This is a genomic window from Lacinutrix himadriensis, assembly GCF_001418105.1.
GTDB classification, from domain to species: domain Bacteria; phylum Bacteroidota; class Bacteroidia; order Flavobacteriales; family Flavobacteriaceae; genus Oceanihabitans; species Oceanihabitans himadriense.
In genome coordinates this window covers 1-20,957 of sequence record NZ_LIQI01000027.1, presented here as the reverse complement: position 1 = coordinate 20,957, position 20,957 = coordinate 1, and the positions used below count along the sequence as shown (strand labels likewise).

The window sequence follows — 20,957 nt, the reverse complement described above, 5'->3', positions numbered from 1 at the left end:
ACTTATAATTTAAAATTCCAGTTATTATTATTTTGGTATTGCAATGTACCATTTTTTACTTGCAACGGACTTTCAAAATTGTTGGTAAAAAGACTACCTGTACCAAGTCCTTGTGGCAATTTACTTTGTAATGTGTAGGTAAATTGTGCAATCGCATTTAACCCTACATTACTTTCTAATGCGCTGGTAATCCACCAACCAATATTTTGTTTTTCCGCCAAATCTATCCAATTTTGACTACCTGCAAATCCGCCAACCAAACTTGGTTTTAAAATAATGTATTGCGGATTTATAGTTAGTAGTAAATCTTCTTTCTTTGTTACATCAAAAACACCAATTAATTCTTCATCTAAAGCAATTGGCAAAGGAGTGTTTTCACAAAGCCTTGCCATTTCTTGAATTTGCCCTTGTTTGATAGGTTGTTCTATGGAATGTAAATCTAAATGGGAAAGTATTTTCAATTTCTCTAAAGCTTCCGAAGGAGAAAATGCACCATTAGCGTCTACTCGCAATTCGATGTCTTTAGAAATAAATTCTTTTCGGATAGATTGTAGTAAATCGATTTCCGTTTGAAAATCTATGGCGCCAATTTTCATTTTTATACAACTAAAACCAGCTTCGATTTTATCTTTTATTTGTTGCTTCATAAAAGCTTCGGTTCCCATCCAAATTAATCCGTTAATAGGAATATTCGCTTTTGTCTCTGTAAATTCTGAAGGAAATAGAATAAAAGGATTATCGCTTTTTAAGGAAGCAAAAGCTTGTTCTAGTCCAAATTGAATACTAGGAAATTCAACGAGTTCCGCTAATAAAAAGGCTAAACCTTTATCGATGTTGTTACAAGTCCACTGTAGTTTTTCTTCGTAATGCGGAACATCATCGATACTTAAACCTCTAAAAAGTCCGCATTCTCCTACCCCTTTCTTACCTTGATGTTCTACAATTAGAAACCAAGTTTCTTTCGTTTTTAAAACACCTCGCGAAGTTCCGCTGGCTTGTTTAAAGTTTAAAATGTATTGTTTGTACGTTGCTATCATAGTTCGCTTCAAAAATAGACAATATTTTTTGTATTTTGCAAAGTATAAAGATGGATCTATTTGTACTTCGAATCTAACTTCGCTATAGCCTTAGAAGATAAATGCGCTTCGTATAATAATATCCATTTAACAAGAAAACAAAATGACTGAATTTCCAGATATCATCCTTTATGCCATTCCGTTTTTTATAATTTCTATGTTGTTAGAACTTTATGTTACTGCCAAAGAAAATATAAAAACCTACGAGAAAAAAGATGCTTTTACTTCTATTACCATGGGTTTAGGAAATGTGTTTTTAGGCTATTTTAGTAAAGCTTTGGTTTTTCTAAGTTTTTTTTATGTGTATGAAAACTTTAGGATTTTCACCATTCCTGTTGTTTGGTGGAGCTTTATACTTCTTTTCTTTGCAGACGATTTTTCTTATTATTGGTTTCATAGAATTTCACACGAATGCAGAATATTTTGGGCTTCACATGTGGTGCATCATTCGTCACAACATTATAATTTAAGTACCGCGTTACGACAAACATGGTCTGGCGGATTTTACACTTTTATATTTTGGATATGGTTACCACTTTTAGGGTTTCATCCAGGAATGATCGTGTTACAAATGTCGATAAGTTTGATTTACCAATTCTGGATACATACGGAAGCTATTGACAAAACGCCTTCGTGGTTTGAAGCAGTTATGAATACGCCTTCGCACCACAGAGTGCATCATGGAAGTAATCCGTTATACTTAGATAGAAATCATGCCGGAATTTTAATTATTTGGGATAAACTCTTCGGCACCTTTCAGCCGGAACTTAAAGAAGAAAAAGTGATTTATGGTTTGGTTAGCAACATAAACACCTACAATCCTGTAAAAATTGCTTTTATAGAATGGATTAATATGTTTAAAGATGCCTTTTCAGGAAAGAAATCTTTAAAAAGCAGGTTTTTGTATTTAGTAAAACCTCCAGGATGGAAACATGATGGAACGGGAAAATTGAGTGGTGATTTGAGAGCGGAATGGGAGGAATCAGTTGGCAGTAAGTAAAATATTCGTGCATTCGTGACAAAAAAAGTTTAATTTAAAAGATACTCGCTTTCGCGAGCACAAGATGACATTTAACAACAAAGTAGTTTGGATTACTGGAGCTTCCAGCGGAATTGGTAAAAGCTTAGCCATTGCTCTTTCGAAAGAAAATTGCAAACTGATACTTTCTTCTAGAAGAAAAGAAGCATTAGAAAAGGTAAAAGCATTATGTAATCATTCGGAAAATGTTTCGGTGTTACCTTTAGATTTAGCAGAAACAGATTCCTTAACTTCTATAGCAAACCATGCTATTTCTATATTTGGAAAAATAGATGTGCTTATTAATAATGGCGGCATTAGCCAACGTTCTGCGATCATTGAAACTACTTTAGAAGTAGATCGCAAACTAATGGAAGTGGATTACTTAGGAACTGTTGCTTTAAGCAAAGCACTTCTACCCCATTTTGTTGCGAATCAATCTGGTCATTATGTGGTGGTTTCAAGTCTTATGGGAAAATTTAGTTCTCCGTTACGTTCTGCCTATTGTGGTGCAAAACATGCATTACATGGCTTTTTTGATGCCATGCGGTTAGAACACGGAAAAGACCAAGTAAAAGTAACTATGATTTGTCCTGGATTTGTGAATACTAATGTGGCTAGAAATGCATTAACAGCAGACGGTAGCAAACAAGGAGATCAAGATGAAATGACCGAAAAAGGATTGCATGTAGATGTATTTACAAAAAAAATGCTTCAAGCAATCCGTAAAGAAAAGTTTGAAGCATATATTGGAAAAAAGGAAAGATTTGCGATTTACTTAAAACGAATCTCGCCTAGATTGTTGCATAAATTGGTGTTGCGCAGTAAAGTGCGATAAATCATTAAAAAAAACACCCCTAAAGTCCCCTCAAGGGGGCAATCCTATGATTAAACCTTGGGAGTTGTCCCCTTGAGGCGACTTTAGGGCTGTCCAAAATATTATTTAAGTCGTCTTTATTACTTCCCGAAGAGCTACTTAATCCAGTTTATTGATATCTACTTCACCAATAGAAATACCGTTTTCTAAAATAGCACTTCCTTTATAGTTTATTGTTGGTTCTCCATAAGAAGTGATTTTAAGATTATCACTAACATTAAATTGGTAGCTACCGTCACCATAAGCAGTAATCTTTGTTTCCTTATTATTTACTTGTAAAAAGTCGACAACAGACTCTCCGTAACCAGTGATTTTCTGACTTTGGATGCTTCCGTTTTCAATTTTTAAATAGCTTTCTCCATAAATAGCCACTTTTAATTCTTTTAAAGTAACGTCTTTCATGGTTATTTGTGATTCGCCATAAATATTAAATATTATTTTATCGGAAATGATTGGATCTTCAAAAAGAAAACGCTCTTCGCCACGTAACGAAAAGGTTTTTACTTTTTTATAATACACAATCGCTTTTGCAACGGTTCCTTTATAAGCAGCAACCGTTCTGTGTTTACTACTTTTTTCTTTATCGGCTTTTGTAGTTGTTTTTGCATCTTCTAAATAGATTTGAAGTGTTTTACTTTTCACTTCTACATGGATTTCATCTAGATCTTCACTTAGCATTTCAATAACGACTTTTTCCTCATCTCCAGTTTTAAAAACAACTTCTATATGCGGACTAATAATTACTTTATCGAAAGTCTTTACTGCAAAAGTTTTGGATTGTGCTTGAATTGCAAATGCTTGCAATAAAAATGTTGCTATAAAAAGGATACTAAGATTTGCTCTGAATTTAAAAAAAGTATGCATTGGTTATGTTTTAAATGAATAAATATAAACTAAAGACATTCTTTTTTTGAAACTGTTACAGTTTGTAAAAATTTACTTGTACTCTACTATTAAGTAAACAGAAGTGCTATCGCCAACATTTAATACTTCGTGCTGTGTTACTGTATCTTTACTCCAGCTAGTTCCTGCTTTTACATTAATGGTTTTTGTGCCATTTGCATCTGTAATTTTAAATGTTCCTCCTTTTAAGGTATAGCCAAAATGTGGTTGGTGTTCGTGTTTTTCGTGTCCAACTCCTGGAGCAAAGGTGCATTTTAAAACACGTACTTCTTTATCTTCATGCACAATTTCACAAACACTTTCTCCTTCCCAACCTGCTTGTAGAGGATCTGGAAGTGTAGTTTTTTCTTTGCAGGAAAAAAGGGAAATACAAAAAAGGAATATGATGAGTTTTTTCATGTTTACTTTCCGCGAAAGCGGAAATCTATTTTAATTAGTTCATTATTCTAACCAGTAATTCTTTTAGCAAATCTCCTTGAGACACAGAATTGCTACCAACACCTTTACTCTTCACATCAAACTCACGTAAAGTAGCAATAACTTCACTTACTTTTCGCATAGGGTAATGTCTAGCTGCAGTAATATATTCATTTACAAAATACGGATTCACTTTTAAAGCAGAAGCTACATTTCTAGGATTCTTATCGCTTAATCCGTGTAAATGTAATAACTGAGAGAAAAAATTAAAAAGCAAAGAAACCGTTACTACCATCGGATTATCCTTTGGGTTATCGGCAAAATAGTGTGCAATCTTATGTGCTTTTAAGATATTGCCTTCTCCAACTGCTTTACGTAGCTCGAAGTTATTGTAGTCTTTACTAATACCAATATTTTCTTCAACATGCTCTGGCGTAATTTCGGTTCCTGCTGGTAAAACAATTTTTAATTTAGAAAGCTCGTTGTTAATTTTACTTAAATCGGTTCCTAAAAACTCCACAAGCATTTGAGCCGCTTTTGGTGAAATGGTATAATTCTGTCCGGAAAGCACACGACGAATCCAATCTGCTACTTGGTTTTCATATAGTTTTTTACTTTCAAAAACAACTCCAACTTTCTTTAAAGCTTTATATAGAGCTTTACGTTTATCTAGCTTTTTGTACTTATAATTAAATACTAAAACGGTTGTTGGTTGCGGATTAGCAGCATAAGCAGCCAATTTCTCAATAGAACGAGATAAATCCTGTGCTTCTTTAACAATAACTACTTGGCGCTCTGCCATCATTGGATATCGTTTTGCATTACCAACAATATCATCAATTGTTACATCACGACCATAAAGCACCATTTGGTTAAAACCCTTTTCTTCTTCGGCTAAAACATTAGCTTCAATATAATCGGAAACACTATCTATATAATAGGCTTCTTCTCCCATTAAAAAATAAATGGGTTTCAGGTTTCCTTTTTTTATGTCTAATATCAGTTGCTTAACTTCGTCCAAAATAAATAAATTGTTTTAATGTTGTCACATGGAGTACGATTGCATTCCGCTTGACGGATAACTATAATTTATATAAAAAATAACAAAAACTTCTCGATAATCTTTTCCACAAAAATCACTAGAAGTAACATTATAATTATAAATTTGTGTAGTGCAAAAACTAAATTTCCCTACATATTCGTTTCGATTCAAAAATAGCGAAAATAAAACGCTTATTTATGATGAAATACGCAAAAAATTTATGGTTTTACAACCCGAAGAATGGGTTAGGCAACATTGCGTAAAATATTTAATGGAGGAAAAAGGATTTCCTAAATCTTTAATTAATGTAGAAAAAGAATTAAAGGTAAACAACTTACGTAAACGTTACGACATTGTTATTTTTAATCCCGACGGAAGTATTCATTTAATAGTAGAATGTAAATCGGCAAAAATAAATATTGACCAAACTACTTTTGACCAAATTGCACGTTATAATTTAGCTTTAAACGCTACTTATTTAATGGTTACTAACGGAATTAATCATTATTATTGTGAAATGGATTTTGAAGCAGAACGCTATCAGTTTTTGAAAGATATTCCAGATTATGTAAAAAATGAATAGAACTACTACTTTTTGGTTTGCCCTACTAGGTGCACTATTTTTTATTGTACCATCCATTTTAGGAGGATTACTAATTGTAGACTACAACCATATACAACAATTTATAAGCGAAAGTTACGCTATTGACACACAATACGGACTATACCTTAGAATTCTAGGATACATACCAAGTGGGATATTTACTAGCATATTCGCTATTTCGGCAATGAAGTTTTTCCCAAAATCTAATTGGATAAAACTGGGACTATTAGGATTCGCTTTATGCTACGGTATTGCAACCATTATAGTAGGCATTTTCCCTTGTGACGCTGGTTGTAATAAAGAATTTATTAATCCGAGTATCTCTCAAATCATTCATAATATCATTGGTGCTTTGACCTATTTAATTACTCCAATCTGTTTGATTATAATAGGACTTGGTTTGAAAAAGGACAAATACGGAAAAAACATTACCTTAATTTCTATTATTTGTGGAATAGCTGCTTTCGTTTTTAGTTTTCTAATTTCGAGTAATCCTGCAGGTGATTTTATTGGTTTACAACAAAGACTTTTAGAAGCTTCTATTTTGTTTTGGTTGCTTAACTTTGCGCTATATATTAAAAACCAAAATAACGTTTGAAAATAGCTGTCGTCATATTAAACTGGAACGGAAAAGCACTTTTAGAAAAGTTCTTACCTTCTGTGGTTGCATACTCTAAAGAAGCAACCATTTATGTGGCAGATAATGCGTCTACCGATAATTCGGTAGCTTTTGTAAAAGCGAATTATCCGGAAATTAAAATCATACAGAATACCGAAAATGGCGGTTATGCAAAAGGCTACAACCAAGCTTTACAGCATGTAGAAGAAGATATATTCTGTCTTTTAAATAGCGATATTGAAGTAACCAAAAATTGGCTCGCTCCTATTCTTCAAGAATTTAAAACCAATAGCGAAACTGCCATCATTCAACCAAAAATATTAGATTACAAAAACAAAGAATACTTTGAGTACGCTGGTGCTGCTGGCGGGTTTATAGATAAATATGGTTATCCGTATTGCAGAGGACGAATTTTTGATACTATTGAAAAAGACCAAAACCAATACCAAGATGCAAACATTTTTTGGGCATCTGGAGCTTGTTTTTTCATAAAAAAAGAAACCTTTAAAACGCTAGATGGTTTTGACGAAAGCTTTTTTGCGCACATGGAAGAAATCGATTTATGCTGGAGAGCATTCAACTTAAACTACCAAACCAAATATATTGGCGCTTCTACGGTGTATCATGTTGGTGGTGCAACTTTACAAACTAGTAATCCTAAAAAAACCTATCTAAATTTTAGAAATAGCTTATTCACGCTAACCAAAAATGCTTCCGGTGATTTATTCTTTTTAATCTTCAACAGATTAGTTTTAGATGGTGTTGCAGCAATTAAGTTTTTGCTTCAATTTAAAATAACACATATCGGTGCAATATTTAAAGCGCATTTTAGTTATTACTCCGCATTACCAAGATTATTAAAAGAGCGAAAAACACTTCCGAAGAAAAAGGATTATTACCATACAAAATCGATCGTTTTTTCTTATTTTATAAAAGGTAACAAGACTTTTTAATTGTTTATAAAAATGTTAAAGTTTTTGTTAATGATGGAATATTGTATCATTCTTTTGTATAATTTTGTCCTGTTAAATTAACATTATTTAATCCATTCATTTATTATGAAAAAAATTGTATTACTAAGTGCAACAGCACTTTTGCTTTTAAGCTCATGCGTTTCTAAAAAAGAATTTGCTGCTATGGAAGCCAAACAAAAAACAACACAAGATTTATTAAATACAGCAACGGTCAAACTGAACTCTTGTTTAGAAGACAAATCGGCTGTAAGTGCTCGTGCAATTGCATTACAAGAGCAATTAGCAAATTTGAAAGACACCAATAAAGATTTAATACAAACTACTCAAGGTATGACTGTATTAACGACTAAAGGTGCTTCAAATCTTGAAAAATCTTTAGAAAGCTTAAAAGAAAAAGATCTTAAAATTTCTAGATTACAAGATGCTTTAACTAAAAAAGATAGTGTAACACTAGCTTTAGTTACGAGTTTAAAGAAAGAAGTTGGTTTAAATGACGAGGATATTCAAATTAACGTAGAGAAAAGCGTTGTTTTCATCTCTTTATCCGACAAGTTATTATTTAAAACAGGTAGCTACAATATTTCGGATAGAGCAAATGAAATCTTAGGAAAAGTTGCTACTGTAATTAATGGTAAACCTAATTTTGAAGCAATGGTAGAAGGTCATACAGACAATGTACCATATAATAGAGGTGGTGTTTTAGTGGACAACTGGGATTTAAGTGTAAAACGTAGTACTTCCATTGTTAGAGCATTACAAAGTTTAGGTGTTAAACCAGAACAATTAATTGCTGCTGGACGTGGAGATCATTTACCTTTAGTATCTAATGATACTGCAGAGAACAGAGCAATTAACAGAAGAACTAAAATTTACATTCTTCCAAAAATCGATCAATTTTATGAAATGATTGAAACGGAAATGAAAGCACTTTCTGAAGAAAACTAATTTTTAGAAAAGAATAGATTTAAAAGCTCAACCGCAAGGTTGGGCTTTTTTTATGGCGTTCCTTTTTACTCATACCTGCCAGGTTTTTAAAACCTAGCAGGATCGCAAAAAGTCAGGCTATCCAGGCTCGCTATCAAAGATGAGCTCAAACAAACCTTTCTATCCTTAACGCGAAAACCACCTCGAATTTGCTCAAAAAAGAGCAAAGCACTTCTCTTTAAAAAAGGTGGAGAATTAAAAATTAAGATTAAGTTTTGTAACGCGAACCTAGATTTTGTCATTCTGAACTGGATTCAGAATCTAATGTAGATTCCTGCTTTCACAGGAATAAGAATTAATCATAACACCAAACCGCAAGTTCGTTACCAGAAGGATCTAAAAACTGAAATCGTTTTCCGCCAGGAAAAGAAAAAGTATCTACGCTAATTTTAGCATTAGCTTCAATCACTTGTTGTTTTATTTTATCTAAGTTTTTATGGTATAAAACTACAAGAGCACCATTGGTAATTGCTGCTTCTGTTTTTTCAAAACCGCCTGCAATTCCACTATCTTCAAAAGCTATATACGTTGGACCATAATCGGTGAACGTCCAACCAAACACCTTCGTATAAAACGCTTTGGTTGCTTCTAAATCAGTTGCTTTAAATTCTATGTAGTTGATGTGGTTGTTGGTTGGTTTCATTGTTTTGTTTCCGTTTAAAGTTTCGCAAATCACTGCGCTTCTCGATACAATTAGCTCATGCTTCACAAATCACTGCGCTTCTCGATACAATTTGCTCCTACGTCGCAAATCACTGCGCTTCTCGATACAATTAGCTCCTACGTCGCAAATCACTGCGCTTCTCGATACAATTAGCTCCTACGTCGCAAATCACTCGAAGTGACATGTAATAAAAGATTTTGGTTTAAAAAATATCTAAACTTCCTTTTCCTTCTCTTACAATTATTGGATCGCCTTCCGAGAAATCGATAACAGTAGACGCCTCATTATCTCCGTAACCACCATCAATTACTAAATCGACTAGACTATCCCATTTCTCTAAAATAAGTTCTGGATCTGTGGTGTATTCCAAAATAGTATCCTCATCACGAATGGAAGTAGAAATAATTGGGTTACCAAGCGCTTTCACAATTTCTAGTGCAATATTGTTATTTGGCACACGAATACCTACCGTTTTTTTCTTTTTAAAAACAACAGGTAAGCTTTTAGCTCCGGGAAGAATAAAAGTATACGGACCAGGAAGCGCGCGTTTTAATATTTTAAAAGTGGAAGTATCTATTTGCTTTACGTAATCACTTAAATTACTTAAATCGTGACAAATAAAAGAGAAGTTTGCTTTTTCAAGCTTTACTCCTTTTATTCTTGCAATACGCTCTAAAGCTTTCGTATTTGTGATATCACAGCCTAAACCATAGACCGTATCTGTAGGATAGATAATTAATCCTCCTTTTTTTAAAACGTCTACCACCTTCCTAATCATCTTACTGTTAGGGTTTTCCTCATAAATCTTAATAAACTCAGCCATAATAACTATCTTTAAAAAACGTTTACAAAGTAGTTAATTAATTTATTATGAAAAATATCTTCAAGCATTTATTCGTATTCCTTCTTATAATTGGGTTGTTTTCGTGTGATAATTCAACTAATAGCGTAGATAACGAGGAGGAAATCGTTCTAAATCCTTTAGAATATTATGAAGAATTGAATATTTCTTATGGTGCAGATAGTAACCAAGTTTTCGACTTATATCTTCCTGCAAACCGAACATTAGAAACTAAAATCATGATACTAGTTCATGGTGGCGGCTGGATTTCTGGCGACAAAACAGATATGAATGATTTTAAGGTTTATATGAAACAAAACTTGCCAGATATAGCAATTGTAAACATGAATTATAGGTTGGCAGATAATACTACACAAGCGTACCCAATGCAAATAAATGACATTACAACGGTTGTAAATCACCTTAAAAACAAGCAAAACGAATATGTTATTTCCGACGATTTAGGTTTTCTTGGTGTGAGTGCTGGTGCACATCTATCGATGCTTTGGAGCTATGCTTTTGATATAAATAACCAAACAAAAATGCTTTGCAGTATTGTTGGTCCTACCAATTTTACAGATCCTGCATACCTAGACAGTACAGATCCTAACTTACAAGCGATATTGAATACATTTGGCGTAGATACAACCACTGCGTATTTAGAAGAGGTAAGTCCGTATCACCAAGTAACCGCAAGTGCGCCTCCAACTATTTTATTTTATGGTGGAGAAGATCCTTTAATACCAACTTCACAAGGAGCAGCAATGCGTGATAAATTGGAAGACCTTGGTGCTATTCATGATTTCACCTTATACCAAGAAGAGGGTCATGGTTGGGACGACTTAAATTTACTAGATACCACGATTAAGCTACACACTTTTATTGAAGCGCATTTAGATTAGACACTGAACACTGAACACTGAACAAACCTATCCTATCACCTGCAACTTAGCAAAACGAAGCAATAATTTCTTAACGCCACCAGTTAGAAACTTAATTTCTGCTTTCATATCACCGCCTACACCTTCAATTTTTAAAACTTCTCCTTTTCCAAAACGCATATGTTTTACAACACTACCAACTCTTAATTCTCCGTCAAACAAGTTTGTATTTGTGTTTGTGTTTGTGTTTTCGCTAGTACTTGCGGTAACTTTTGCAACAGGTTTTAAATGCTTTGGTGCTGTTATTTTAAAGTTTTCTGGTTCTTTTTTAGCGGCTCCTTTTTTCTTAAAAGTAAGTTCTTTCGGTTTTTTAAATCTAATTTTATTAGGAGGTGTATCTCCAAAAATATCCGAATCTAACATTGGGTTAAATCTTCTTTCTTCTTTTGGAGTAGTATTTTCTACAAATTCCTCATCTATTTCATCAATAAAACGACTAGGTTCTGAATCTACTAATTTTCCCCATCTGTAACGAGACAAAGCATAGGTTAAATAGGCTTGTTTTTCGGCTCTAGTAAGTGCCACATAAAACAAACGTCGCTCCTCCTCTAGTTCGCTACGGGTATTCATACTCATAGCACTAGGGAATAAATCTTCTTCTAAACCAACTATAAATACATTATTAAACTCTAATCCTTTTGCTAAGTGAATGGTCATTAATGCTACGTGATCTGCATCTCCTTTATCTGCATCTAAATCTGTAGCAAGAGCTACATCTTCTAAAAATTCAGCCAAAGAATCTCCAGCATCTGCTAGTTCCATTTGTCCTTCCACAAAATCTTTAATACCATTTAAAAGTTCTTGTACGTTATCTAAACGCACGATTCCTTCTGGTGTTCCGTCTTTATTAAATTCGCGTATTAATCCGCTACTTTTGGTAACATGTTCGGCTAAATCAAATGCATTTGCCGTTTTATTCATTACTTGATAGCTTTCAATTAAAGTCACAAAATCACGCAACTTATTTTTTGTACCACCATTTATATTAATCTCAACTTTATCAATGTTTTGTAAAACCTCAAAAATTGTTTTCCCGTAGCCATTAGCAGCCACCACTAACCTATCAATAGTGGTTTGCCCAATTCCTCTTCCTGGATAATTAATAACACGTTTTAGAGCTTCCTCATCCGATGGATTAAGAATTAAACGTAAATATGCGGTTACATCTTTAATTTCTTTACGTTGGTAAAAGGACAATCCGCCATAAATACGATACGGAATATCGCGTTTACGTAAGGCATCTTCAATAGAACGAGATTGCGCATTGGTACGATATAAAACTGCAAAATCACTGTTATGAAGTTGCTTGTTCATTTTTTCGTCCCAAATAGTTCCTGCAACAAAACGTCCTTCATCACCATCGGTTAAGGAACGATTTACTTTTACTTTTTCGCCTTCGTCATTTGCGGTCCAAACTACTTTATCAATTTTGGTTTTATTATGTTCAATAACCGAATTGGCAGCACCAACTATATTTTTTGTAGAACGATAATTTTGTTCTAGTCTAAAAAGTTTTACATCGTCATAATCCTTTTGGAAATTCAAAATATTATTAATGTTTGCCCCACGGAAAGCATAAATACTTTGCGCATCATCTCCTACCACACATATATTTTGAAAACGATCTGCTAATGCACGAACAATAAGGTATTGGCTATGGTTTGTATCTTGATACTCATCTACCAATATATATCTAAATTTATCTTGATATTGTGCTAAAACATTAGGGAAACGCGTTAATAGCTCATTGGTACGTAATAACAAATCATCAAAATCCATACAACCCGCTTTAAAGCAACGATCTACGTATTCTTTGTAAATCTCTCCCATTTTTGGTCGTCGTGTCATGACATCGGCTTCCATTAATTCTGGGTTCTTAAAGTATGCTTTAACGGTTATTAAGTTATTTTTATAGGAAGATATTCTACTAAAAACTTGTTTCGTTTTATAGATATCTTTTTCTAGGCCCATTTCTTTAATAATAGAACCCAAAAGACGCTGTGAATCTTGCGCGTCATAAATGGTGAAATTACTTGGGAATCCTAAATGGTGTCCTTCAAAACGAAGGATTTTAGCAAATACAGAGTGAAACGTTCCCATCCATAAATTCTTGGCTTCATTACCAACAATACTGGAAATACGTTCTTTCATTTCTTTTGCTGCCTTATTGGTAAAGGTTAGCGCTAATATGTTAAACGAGTCTACACCTTGACTCATTAAATATGCAATTCTATAGGTAAGCACACGTGTTTTACCGGAACCTGCTCCTGCAATGACGATCATAGGACCATCTTTTTGAATAGTTGGTGCTAATTGTGCTTCGTTTAACTGACTTAAATACTTCTCCAAATCTCTTTCCTTTTATAAAGCGTGAAAATAACCAATCCCTGAGTTTTTATGCTTCAGAATTATTAATAATTATAAACAATTATAGTATTGCTTCCTTTTTTTTATTTTTGAATATCTTTACCCATGTACTTTCTTCTAAAAAAGTACAACAAATCCCCAAATTTAACCTGATGCATAAAAGTCTGTTGCTCTTTTTATTTTTATTCTCTATCCTTTCTTTTGGGCAATCGAATAAACTATTCAAAAAAACCTTTACAAAGCAAAACGGATTAGAATTACATCATGTAACCACCATGTGTATAGATAATGATGGTTTTTTATGGCTAGGCGGAACGAATAATGAGGTAAGAACTATTGTTTTAAATAACAAGCAACTATTCTTACAACGCTTTAACGGAAAATCTTTTCATAATATACCATTACCTATTTTAGCAGAGCCCATCAACAAAGTAGGACAAATCTATAAACGTAATGATGGTAAGTTTTATATAAAAGCGGTCACTGCTATTGGACATGTTTTATATTTATTTGATCCGATTACTACTATTTTTACAAGAATAAAAACTGGAAAATCGATAAAGGATCAAGTGCAACTTTCCAATGTATTTACATACCAAGAGAAAGATTATATTTTAACGCAAACAGGAACTGAAACCACAATTAACATTATAGGAAACGACCTTGATTTACAACCTATATTTAGCTATGATTATTTAGATAACCAATATTTAATATCTGCCTCGACACGGATTATTCCCTTTAAGGACTATTGTATTATTGGAGATAATTCCTTCCCAACAATGGCATTTGATTGGAATGGAAAGCTATTACAAAAACAAGATCAAGAAGCTTTTAACCATCCTAAAAAAGGCCAAACTAAGTTTTGGATGGAAGACATATTCAAAGTAGATTCTAGTTTTTATGCTTTTATTCGTAATAGAACACAGTTATATACGATTCATGAAGAAACTAAAAAAATCACACCTTCTGACATAAAAAACACAACACTTTCAAAAACCTATTTTAATGCATATAATGATGCTTTAGGGAATCATATTATAATATCCTTATTAAAAAGAGAAATGCATTTTGACCTTTTAGAATCGGATGGTTTTAAAACTATTCACACAGAAAAGGTTAGTTATTCTGATGTTGACTTTGGTTTTGAAATTGTTTCCAATAATTTAAAAGAAGGATTCTGGACGACCTATAATAATGAATTACATTATTATGAGTTTCCTTCCGAAAAAATAAAAACCTATTTAAAAACAAAAAGTATACGATCTATTTACGAAATAGATACTTCTAATTACCTAGTATCTACGGAACTTAAGGGATGGTATAACTTAAATACTACAACAAATAAAGTACTTCCTTTAAAACTTAAAAAAAATAAAAAATTACTTCTTCCAAAATCTTCTAGAAACATAATTAAAGAAAACGATAGTATTATTTGGAGTAGCAATGAAGGTGCCATTTTAAAAACGAATATAAAGACATTAAATACAGCTAGTTTTAACCATTACACCGTGATATGTATGGAGCGACCTACCGATAGCACTATTATTTATGGTACACAAAACTATAATTTAATGGAATTCAACACTAATACAAAAACACATAAACCGTTAGTTGCAACAGACTCCTTATATATTTATGATCTTGAAATACAAAAAAACAGCAATTTAGTAGTCGCAGGAACAGACAAAGGGCTTCTAACCTATAATCTAAAAACAAAAGAACATAAATTCTATAATGATAAAACCCAGCTGGAAGATGCATATATTTTAATGTGTGATTATCATAAAGATTATGGCTACTTATTAGGAACAAGAGCAGGAAACATAATAGGCTTTAATCCGGAAAACGAAAGTTTCACAACACTTTATAAAGACGATTTACAAGCAGGAATTGCGACTATTCTTTTTAATAAGGATCTTTGGTGGATTAATACTTTTAACGGCATTGTATCTTATAACCCAAAAGACAAAACCTCAACACGTTTTTCTAAAAATGAAGGCTTAAGCAATAACGAAGCCAATAGGTATAGTGCCTTAAAGACAAAGGACAACGCATTTTTAGTTGGTACTATTCAAGGACTAAACTATTTTAGACCAGAAGATTTAGAAGTAAAAAAAGATGCTTCCGAATTAGTTTTACTTCAGGTGAATAAATATGATAAAGACTTAAAAAAATACACGACCAACTTTAATCGTGTCGATTTAGAGTCTAACAACCCCATTATACTTCCAACAGAAAACAGAGCGTTAGAGCTTCATTTTGGGTTAAAAAACGCAGTCAAAATTACGCAAGATTACAATTTTAGGTATCGCTTAAACAAAAAGGAATGGGTAGACTTAAAACACCAGAATGTAATTCAAATTCCGAATTTAGCAGCAGGAAATTATACCTTAGAAATTGAAGCCTTAGATTTTTCTAGAAAAAAAATAGCAGATTCCTTAATCATCACTATAAAGAGTAGAGAATTTATTTATAAAACCTGGTGGTTTATTGCGTTAATTAGCCTCTTCATTATAGCTATTTTATTATGGATGTTAAAACAGGCGCAAATAAAAAAACTCCTTCAGGAAAACTTTTCTCAAGGTTTAATACAATCTCAAGAAGAAGAACGTAGCCGAATTGCCATAGAACTTCATGATAGTATTAGTCAGCAACTTACATTAATTAAAAAGAAAGCACAAAACACCAATCAAGACGAAATAACAACGCTTACCCATAACACTTTAGAAGAAGTACGAACTCTTTCTCGTGGGTTATATCCGCCATTATTAAAACAACTTGGACTCACCGAAAGTATTGAACAGTTAATTTTAGATATAGATAAAGAGACCAGCTTATTTGTTTCTGGAGAAGTGAATAAAATCGATCCTTATTTTAATGAAGTACAAGCCTTAAACTGTTATCGTTTTATTCAGGAATGCATCAATAATGTTTTAAAACATGCCGAAGCAAAAGCATTATCTGTAAGTGTTATAAAAGAACAAAATACGATTACAATAACTATTGAGGATAATGGTAAAGGATTTCATCTTACCCATGCAAAAATAAAAAATAGTTTAGGCCTAAAAACGATATACGAACGCATTCGTATACTAAAAGGGGAATTGACGATAGATAGCAATCCAAAAAAAGGAACAATTATTACCGCCCAAATACCAGTGAAATATGCCGAAAAAAAATAAAATTATAGTAGCAGACGATCATCCTTTGCTATTAAAAGGATTAACCGAAGAATTAATAAGTAATAATTATAATGTTATTGCAACCGCTGAAGATGGAAAAAAAGCCTTAGCATTAATTTTAAAACACAAACCAGATATTGCTATTCTGGATATACAAATGCCTTTACTTTCGGGATTTGATGTAATTAAAAAATGTGAGAATAAAAACATAAATACCAAATTCATAGTGCTTACATCCCACAAAGAAAACAGATATGTGCTTAAAGCTAAAACACTAAATATTTCTGGATATTTACTAAAGGACGAACCTTTTAATGAAATAGAAAAATGTATAGAAGCTATACATAATGGAGACACTTATTTTAGCTCGGAATTTAATGCTGTTTATGAAAATCAAATTTCTCCAGAGCTTGAAAAACTACAGACTTTATCGCCATCTGAAATTAAAATACTTCAACTAATCTCACAAGACAAAAGCACCAAAGACATCGCTGAATCTCTTTTTATTTCTGTAAGAACCGTACAAAAACACCGGACAAATATTATAGCAAAATTAAATACGAACAACCTATTAGATTGGACTAAAGTAAATAAAGAGCTTGTCTTTTTAGAATCATAAATATCTCACTACATGTGAAATATTGACGTTGAAACATTTTAGGAGTACCTCAGCGAATCGTTAACGAAATAAGTAATGTCCTTTTTTTTACACTACTTCCAACAACTGTATTAATATTAAATTACTAAAAAGAGCGAACTGCACGCACACAGCCTAAGTTATACTTGCGCATATAGACTTGTGAGCCAGACGCAAAATTTCTACACCAGGCATATTCTTCATTAGGACTAAGCTCTGAAGAACTAAAATAGTATTGCCAGAATTAAAGAATATCTGACCTCCATTAGCTATTGCAGTTTTATCAATACATACTCTGTTTTGATACATTTCGTGCAACTCCGCATCACTTGGTAAGTACCAATCTTCAAAACCTCCTCCACGATATGCTCTAGTCAAACCTGCAGCATAACTTGTTTCTTCTAAATTATAATTTGTTGCTATAATAGCTTTGGTATTATCTGCTCCTCTTCCAATAGACAAAGCATTAGCACTTGTTATTGCAGAAGTTCCCCACCTTATACCATCACTTTGATCTTCTAAAGCACAAACCAACCCGTGTGTATTATCCTTTGGGTCTACCCAAAAAACGACACCACCTGCTCTTAAATCACCTACCCTTGCTAGTTGTTCTAGTAGTTCTACAGTAGTAAATCTAGTATCTTTATACATTTTTGTTGTAATAACTTGCATATCCATAAGATCTGTTATTTTTTGTAATTACTCATTTTTAGTATTCTTGATTATTTGGTTTCTTTTAAATACACTTTCCTAAACCAAGATATTGTTAAGCCATTTATGTTTCACTTATTTACCATCTTGTCATGTAAATTATAGTATTTTATTGAAAAACGCAGTAGGGACACATCAATTTACGTAGGGGTACGTAGTAGTCAAAAACGACTTAATCCACTAATATTCAAATTTTTATAACCTAAAAATATTTTACCTCTTATTTTCTTTATTTGTATTACAAATCGGCTACAAACTAAAAACTAGATAAAAACAAAAAAAACGTCCTCCAACTATAGTATAGTAAGAAGACGCTTTTAAACATGGATTAATAGCTAGGGTTATTCTTTTATTATTTTTTTGATGGTTATTTGATTATCTGTTTTCAGTTTCATGATATACAAGCCACTGGATAATGCAGATAGTTTTAAAACAGTTTCTCCACGCATTAACTCTCCTTGTTTAACTAATCTACCATTTATATCTAAAAGCGAATAGGTAGCATTGTCTTGTAATGAAATAGTTATATTGTTTTTTACAGGGTTTGGATACATACGTAAGTCTTTAAATGTGTCCTCATTTAACCTAGTGTAGAACAGTCTATTCCAGAATCTGTAAAACCCCAACGATATGTACTTATTAAATTGGTTCTTGCTGCTTCTCCTGAACAGTATTTACTATTACCACCACTAAAAAGGAGATCTGAAGGAATATTAGTTTCAAGCCCACTAAGCGTATTCCACCCCATTAACAAGCTATCATAATTTGATAAGGATAAGGTAACGCCATTAAACATATTAGCAAGGGAATAATAAGGTATAAAACTAGTCCCTATACTACTTATATCCCAATTTCCAAGATCCTGGTCAAAAGCAGTAGCATTTTCAAACATTCGTTCCATTATAGCTACCTTACTAATATTCCAATTCCCAATATCTTGATTAAAAGAAGCTGCATCCTTAAACATAGTTGCCATACTAGTTACTTGCCTTACATTCCAATTACTTATGTTTCCATTAAATGCGGAAGCATCTAAGAACATACTAGACATGTCTGTAACACTACTTACATTCCAAGAACCAATGTTTTGATTAAAAACAGTAGCACCTGAAAACATAAATGACATATTAGTAATGTTACTTACATTCCATTCGCTAAGATTTTGATTCATAGCTGATGCATTACGAAAAGCACTATTTAAAGAAGTAACAAGTGAAAGGTTTGGGGTATCATTTGCATTAATAACTAAATTAGAACAGCCATAAAAACTAGCTTCCATACTTTGCCAAGCTATTGCTCCCCATTGTTCTATAGTACTTATTTTGTCTTTATCTCCTGTATTGTTAAAATAAATTCGCGGAAAATCTTCTCTTATAGACACTGTATGCGTACCTGCAGTTGTATAAGTATGTGTTGCATTGTCTGTAACCCCTAAGTCATCAAAAACACCATCGTTATCCCAATCTATATCGTAATTATAACCTTCTCCTGTTGTAGGGATGGTAATGGTTTCATTTGCTGTAGTAGTTTCCCATGTGCTAATAAAATATGTTGATGGCGTAGTAAAGCAGCTTTTACCACCATCTGTTATTATCCATTTATAGTTACTAATTAGATAGCCTCGAGCGTTTTCAGAAATGCAAAAATTAAGACTTCCGGCAAAAAATCTAATGTATCTTGGTGTATTTGGTTGGTCTCTCCAACCGATTAATGTATTATCGTAGTTTGCTACAGACAAGTTTGTTCCAGAAAACATACCATACATAGATAAACTATAATCGTAAAAATCGTGATTAAATTCGTAAGTACCACTTTCTATATTTCCAATTATCCATTCTCCAAGATTTTGATTAAAATTAGAAGCACTATTGAACATATTTTGCATGATTGTAACACTACTTACATCCCAAGTACTTATATCTTGATTGAAAACTGAGGCATATTGGAACATACTACGCATGGTTATAACACTACTTACATCCCAAGTACTTATATCTTGATTAAAAACTGAGGCAGAATCGAACATACTAGACATGTTTGTAACACTATTTACACTCCATGTACTTATATCTTGATTGAAAACTGAAGCTCCAGAAAACATACTAGCCATGTTTGTAACACTACTTACATTCCATGCACTTATATCTTGATTAAAGGCAACTGCACCTTCGAACATATTATTTAAAAGCGTTACATTACTAACATTCCAGTTTCCAATAGGTTGATTAAAAGCTACCGCGTTTCTAAACATATGCGCCATATTAGTAACATTTCCAACGACCCAACCAGTTATGTCTTGATTAAATACATTTGCACCAGAAAACATATTAAGTGTAGTAGTAACATTACTCATGTCCCAGTCACTTAAATCTTGATTAAATGTTGTGGCATTAGTAAAGGCTTGTTCCATATTGGTAATGGTACTAACATCCCAAGTACCAATAACCGCTTGATTTATAGCAGGAGCATTTCGAAAAATACGATAAAACGAAGTCACTTGAGATAAGTCTGGAGTATCTGAAGCATTAATAACGACATTAGAGCAACCATAAAAACTAGAATCCATTGAATACCATATTTGGTCTCCCCATTGGTCTACAGAAAGTAATTTATCTTTATCTCCAGTATTACCAGACCAAAACCATGGGTACTCACCAGTTATGGTTACAGTATATGTTCCTGCGGTTGCATATTGATGTGTTATACTAGACGTTATATTACTACTCACTGTATCATCTCCCCAATTTACGGTAAAGTTGTATGGGCCTGAACCATTTGCAGGTATAGTAATACTATTATCATTTGAAACGCCTGGATTATCCGTTTTCCAAGTGGTGATAAAAGCAGATGAACAGTCTATGCTAAAAGTAGTGGATACATCGACTTGAAATGTTGTTGGTGTATCTGTTCTATAATTCCAATCGTCTACAACCTCTTGTGAATCTAAACTTACACATTGTAAATTAGGATTACCATCTGACCTATAGAAAATTATATTTGAATTAAACCCATTACTAATATCTAAATAACTTAAGTCATTATTTCTACAATTTAAGGTATATAAATTCCCAACGTTACTTAAATCTAAATACTGGAT

19 protein-coding genes are annotated in these 20,957 nt (G+C 32.8%); 9 read left to right on the top strand and 10 right to left on the bottom strand.

Features of this window, described 5'->3' with window-relative positions; translation table 11 throughout:
• Positions 1-2: 2 nt before the first annotated feature.
• Complete coding sequence (locus tag AMD28_RS13270) at positions 3-1,037, bottom strand: o-succinylbenzoate synthase (RefSeq protein WP_055444636.1); 1,035 nt, start codon at positions 1,035-1,037, stop codon at positions 3-5.
• Positions 1,038-1,179: 142 nt separating this feature from the next.
• Between AMD28_RS13270 and AMD28_RS13265 the strand changes: the two genes are divergently transcribed.
• Entirely contained in the window at positions 1,180-2,076 is an 897-nt protein-coding gene (locus tag AMD28_RS13265; RefSeq protein WP_055444635.1) for a sterol desaturase family protein, read from the top strand.
• A gap of 64 nt (positions 2,077-2,140) precedes the next feature.
• Positions 2,141-2,932, top strand: coding sequence for an SDR family oxidoreductase (locus AMD28_RS13260; RefSeq protein ID WP_055444634.1), 792 nt, complete (start codon positions 2,141-2,143; stop codon positions 2,930-2,932).
• 138 nt (positions 2,933-3,070) lie between these two features.
• Here AMD28_RS13260 and AMD28_RS13255 read toward each other — a convergent pair whose 3' ends face one another.
• The 3 genes from AMD28_RS13255 to holA form a co-directional block, all read right to left on the bottom strand.
• Positions 3,071-3,835: a head GIN domain-containing protein gene (locus AMD28_RS13255; protein WP_055444633.1), complete on the bottom strand. Its 765-nt coding sequence runs from the start codon at positions 3,833-3,835 to the stop codon at positions 3,071-3,073.
• A 72-nt stretch (positions 3,836-3,907) separates the two neighbouring features.
• Complete coding sequence (locus tag AMD28_RS13250; RefSeq protein WP_055444632.1) at positions 3,908-4,273, bottom strand: cupin domain-containing protein; 366 nt, start codon at positions 4,271-4,273, stop codon at positions 3,908-3,910.
• Between the two features lie 34 nt (positions 4,274-4,307).
• Positions 4,308-5,312 (bottom strand): DNA polymerase III subunit delta, encoded by a 1,005-nt coding sequence (gene holA / locus AMD28_RS13245; RefSeq protein WP_055444631.1) that lies wholly within the window; start codon positions 5,310-5,312, stop codon positions 4,308-4,310.
• 151 nt (positions 5,313-5,463) lie between these two features.
• On the opposite strand from holA, the gene AMD28_RS13240 reads away from it, so the two are divergent.
• From AMD28_RS13240 to AMD28_RS13225, 4 genes are all read left to right on the top strand, one after another.
• Positions 5,464-5,916 (top strand): type I restriction enzyme HsdR N-terminal domain-containing protein, encoded by a 453-nt coding sequence (locus AMD28_RS13240; RefSeq protein WP_055444630.1) that lies wholly within the window; start codon positions 5,464-5,466, stop codon positions 5,914-5,916.
• Positions 5,909-6,535: a DUF998 domain-containing protein gene (locus tag AMD28_RS13235; RefSeq protein ID WP_055444629.1), complete on the top strand. Its 627-nt coding sequence runs from the start codon at positions 5,909-5,911 to the stop codon at positions 6,533-6,535. The genes AMD28_RS13240 and AMD28_RS13235 overlap by 8 nt, the downstream gene beginning before the upstream one ends.
• Positions 6,532-7,509, top strand: coding sequence for a glycosyltransferase family 2 protein (locus tag AMD28_RS13230; RefSeq protein ID WP_055444628.1), 978 nt, complete (start codon positions 6,532-6,534; stop codon positions 7,507-7,509). The genes AMD28_RS13235 and AMD28_RS13230 overlap by 4 nt, the downstream gene beginning before the upstream one ends.
• Positions 7,510-7,614: 105 nt before the next feature.
• Positions 7,615-8,475 carry an OmpA/MotB family protein gene (locus AMD28_RS13225; protein WP_055444627.1) on the top strand — a complete coding sequence of 287 codons (861 nt, stop codon included), beginning with the start codon at positions 7,615-7,617 and terminating at the stop codon, positions 8,473-8,475.
• Between the two features lie 334 nt (positions 8,476-8,809).
• Here the strand turns inward: AMD28_RS13225 and AMD28_RS13220 are convergent, their stop codons facing one another.
• Both AMD28_RS13220 and AMD28_RS13215 read right to left on the bottom strand, forming a co-directional pair.
• Positions 8,810-9,157, bottom strand: coding sequence for a VOC family protein (locus tag AMD28_RS13220; protein WP_055444626.1), 348 nt, complete (start codon positions 9,155-9,157; stop codon positions 8,810-8,812).
• Positions 9,158-9,380: 223 nt separating this feature from the next.
• On the bottom strand, positions 9,381-10,001 hold the full coding sequence (locus AMD28_RS13215; protein WP_055444625.1) for an L-threonylcarbamoyladenylate synthase: 621 nt from the start codon (positions 9,999-10,001) through the stop codon (positions 9,381-9,383).
• 47 nt (positions 10,002-10,048) lie between these two features.
• Between AMD28_RS13215 and AMD28_RS13210 the strand changes: the two genes are divergently transcribed.
• Positions 10,049-10,921 (top strand): alpha/beta hydrolase, encoded by an 873-nt coding sequence (locus AMD28_RS13210; RefSeq protein WP_055444624.1) that lies wholly within the window; start codon positions 10,049-10,051, stop codon positions 10,919-10,921.
• Between the two features lie 27 nt (positions 10,922-10,948).
• On the opposite strand, the gene AMD28_RS13205 is transcribed toward AMD28_RS13210, so the two are convergent.
• Positions 10,949-13,309, bottom strand: coding sequence for an ATP-dependent helicase (locus AMD28_RS13205; protein ID WP_055444623.1), 2,361 nt, complete (start codon positions 13,307-13,309; stop codon positions 10,949-10,951).
• A gap of 107 nt (positions 13,310-13,416) precedes the next feature.
• Here AMD28_RS13205 and AMD28_RS13200 point away from each other — a divergent pair, with 107 nt between their 5' ends.
• Together AMD28_RS13200 and AMD28_RS13195 are read left to right on the top strand one after the other, a co-directional pair.
• Positions 13,417-16,512, top strand: coding sequence for a sensor histidine kinase (locus AMD28_RS13200; protein ID WP_161804639.1), 3,096 nt, complete (start codon positions 13,417-13,419; stop codon positions 16,510-16,512).
• On the top strand, positions 16,496-17,131 hold the full coding sequence (locus AMD28_RS13195; RefSeq protein WP_055444621.1) for a response regulator transcription factor: 636 nt from the start codon (positions 16,496-16,498) through the stop codon (positions 17,129-17,131). Before AMD28_RS13200 ends, AMD28_RS13195 begins: the two co-directional genes overlap by 17 nt.
• A gap of 153 nt (positions 17,132-17,284) precedes the next feature.
• Here AMD28_RS13195 and AMD28_RS13190 read toward each other — a convergent pair whose 3' ends face one another.
• The 3 genes from AMD28_RS13190 to AMD28_RS13180 all read right to left on the bottom strand — a co-directional run.
• Positions 17,285-17,827 (bottom strand): hypothetical protein, encoded by a 543-nt coding sequence (locus AMD28_RS13190; RefSeq protein ID WP_055444620.1) that lies wholly within the window; start codon positions 17,825-17,827, stop codon positions 17,285-17,287.
• 374 nt (positions 17,828-18,201) lie between these two features.
• Positions 18,202-18,414, bottom strand: a complete 213-nt coding sequence (locus AMD28_RS13185; RefSeq protein ID WP_055444619.1) for a T9SS type A sorting domain-containing protein — start codon at positions 18,412-18,414, stop codon at positions 18,202-18,204.
• Between the two features lie 26 nt (positions 18,415-18,440).
• Positions 18,441-20,957, bottom strand: a 2,517-nt coding sequence (locus AMD28_RS13180; protein WP_055444618.1) for a BspA family leucine-rich repeat surface protein, incomplete at its 5' end; no start/stop codon positions are given.

Excerpts from the sequence above, each read along its gene's own strand:
- AMD28_RS13220 (WP_055444626.1), bottom strand. The coding sequence starts at position 9,157 with ATGAAACCAACCAACAACCACATCAACTACATAGAATTTAAAGCAACT.
- AMD28_RS13255 (WP_055444633.1), bottom strand. The coding sequence starts at position 3,835 with ATGCATACTTTTTTTAAATTCAGAGCAAATCTTAGTATCCTTTTTATA.
- AMD28_RS13235 (WP_055444629.1), top strand. The coding sequence starts at position 5,909 with ATGAATAGAACTACTACTTTTTGGTTTGCCCTACTAGGTGCACTATTT.
- AMD28_RS13195 (WP_055444621.1), top strand. The coding sequence starts at position 16,496 with ATGCCGAAAAAAAATAAAATTATAGTAGCAGACGATCATCCTTTGCTA.
- AMD28_RS13210 (WP_055444624.1), top strand. The coding sequence starts at position 10,049 with ATGAAAAATATCTTCAAGCATTTATTCGTATTCCTTCTTATAATTGGG.
- AMD28_RS13250 (WP_055444632.1), bottom strand. The coding sequence starts at position 4,273 with ATGAAAAAACTCATCATATTCCTTTTTTGTATTTCCCTTTTTTCCTGC.
- AMD28_RS13215 (WP_055444625.1), bottom strand. The coding sequence starts at position 10,001 with ATGGCTGAGTTTATTAAGATTTATGAGGAAAACCCTAACAGTAAGATG.
- AMD28_RS13265 (WP_055444635.1), top strand. The coding sequence starts at position 1,180 with ATGACTGAATTTCCAGATATCATCCTTTATGCCATTCCGTTTTTTATA.
- AMD28_RS13190 (WP_055444620.1), bottom strand. The coding sequence starts at position 17,827 with ATGGATATGCAAGTTATTACAACAAAAATGTATAAAGATACTAGATTT.
- AMD28_RS13225 (WP_055444627.1), top strand. The coding sequence starts at position 7,615 with ATGAAAAAAATTGTATTACTAAGTGCAACAGCACTTTTGCTTTTAAGC.
- AMD28_RS13260 (WP_055444634.1), top strand. The coding sequence starts at position 2,141 with ATGACATTTAACAACAAAGTAGTTTGGATTACTGGAGCTTCCAGCGGA.
- AMD28_RS13185 (WP_055444619.1), bottom strand. The coding sequence starts at position 18,414 with ATGTATCCAAACCCTGTAAAAAACAATATAACTATTTCATTACAAGAC.
- AMD28_RS13270 (WP_055444636.1), bottom strand. The coding sequence starts at position 1,037 with ATGATAGCAACGTACAAACAATACATTTTAAACTTTAAACAAGCCAGC.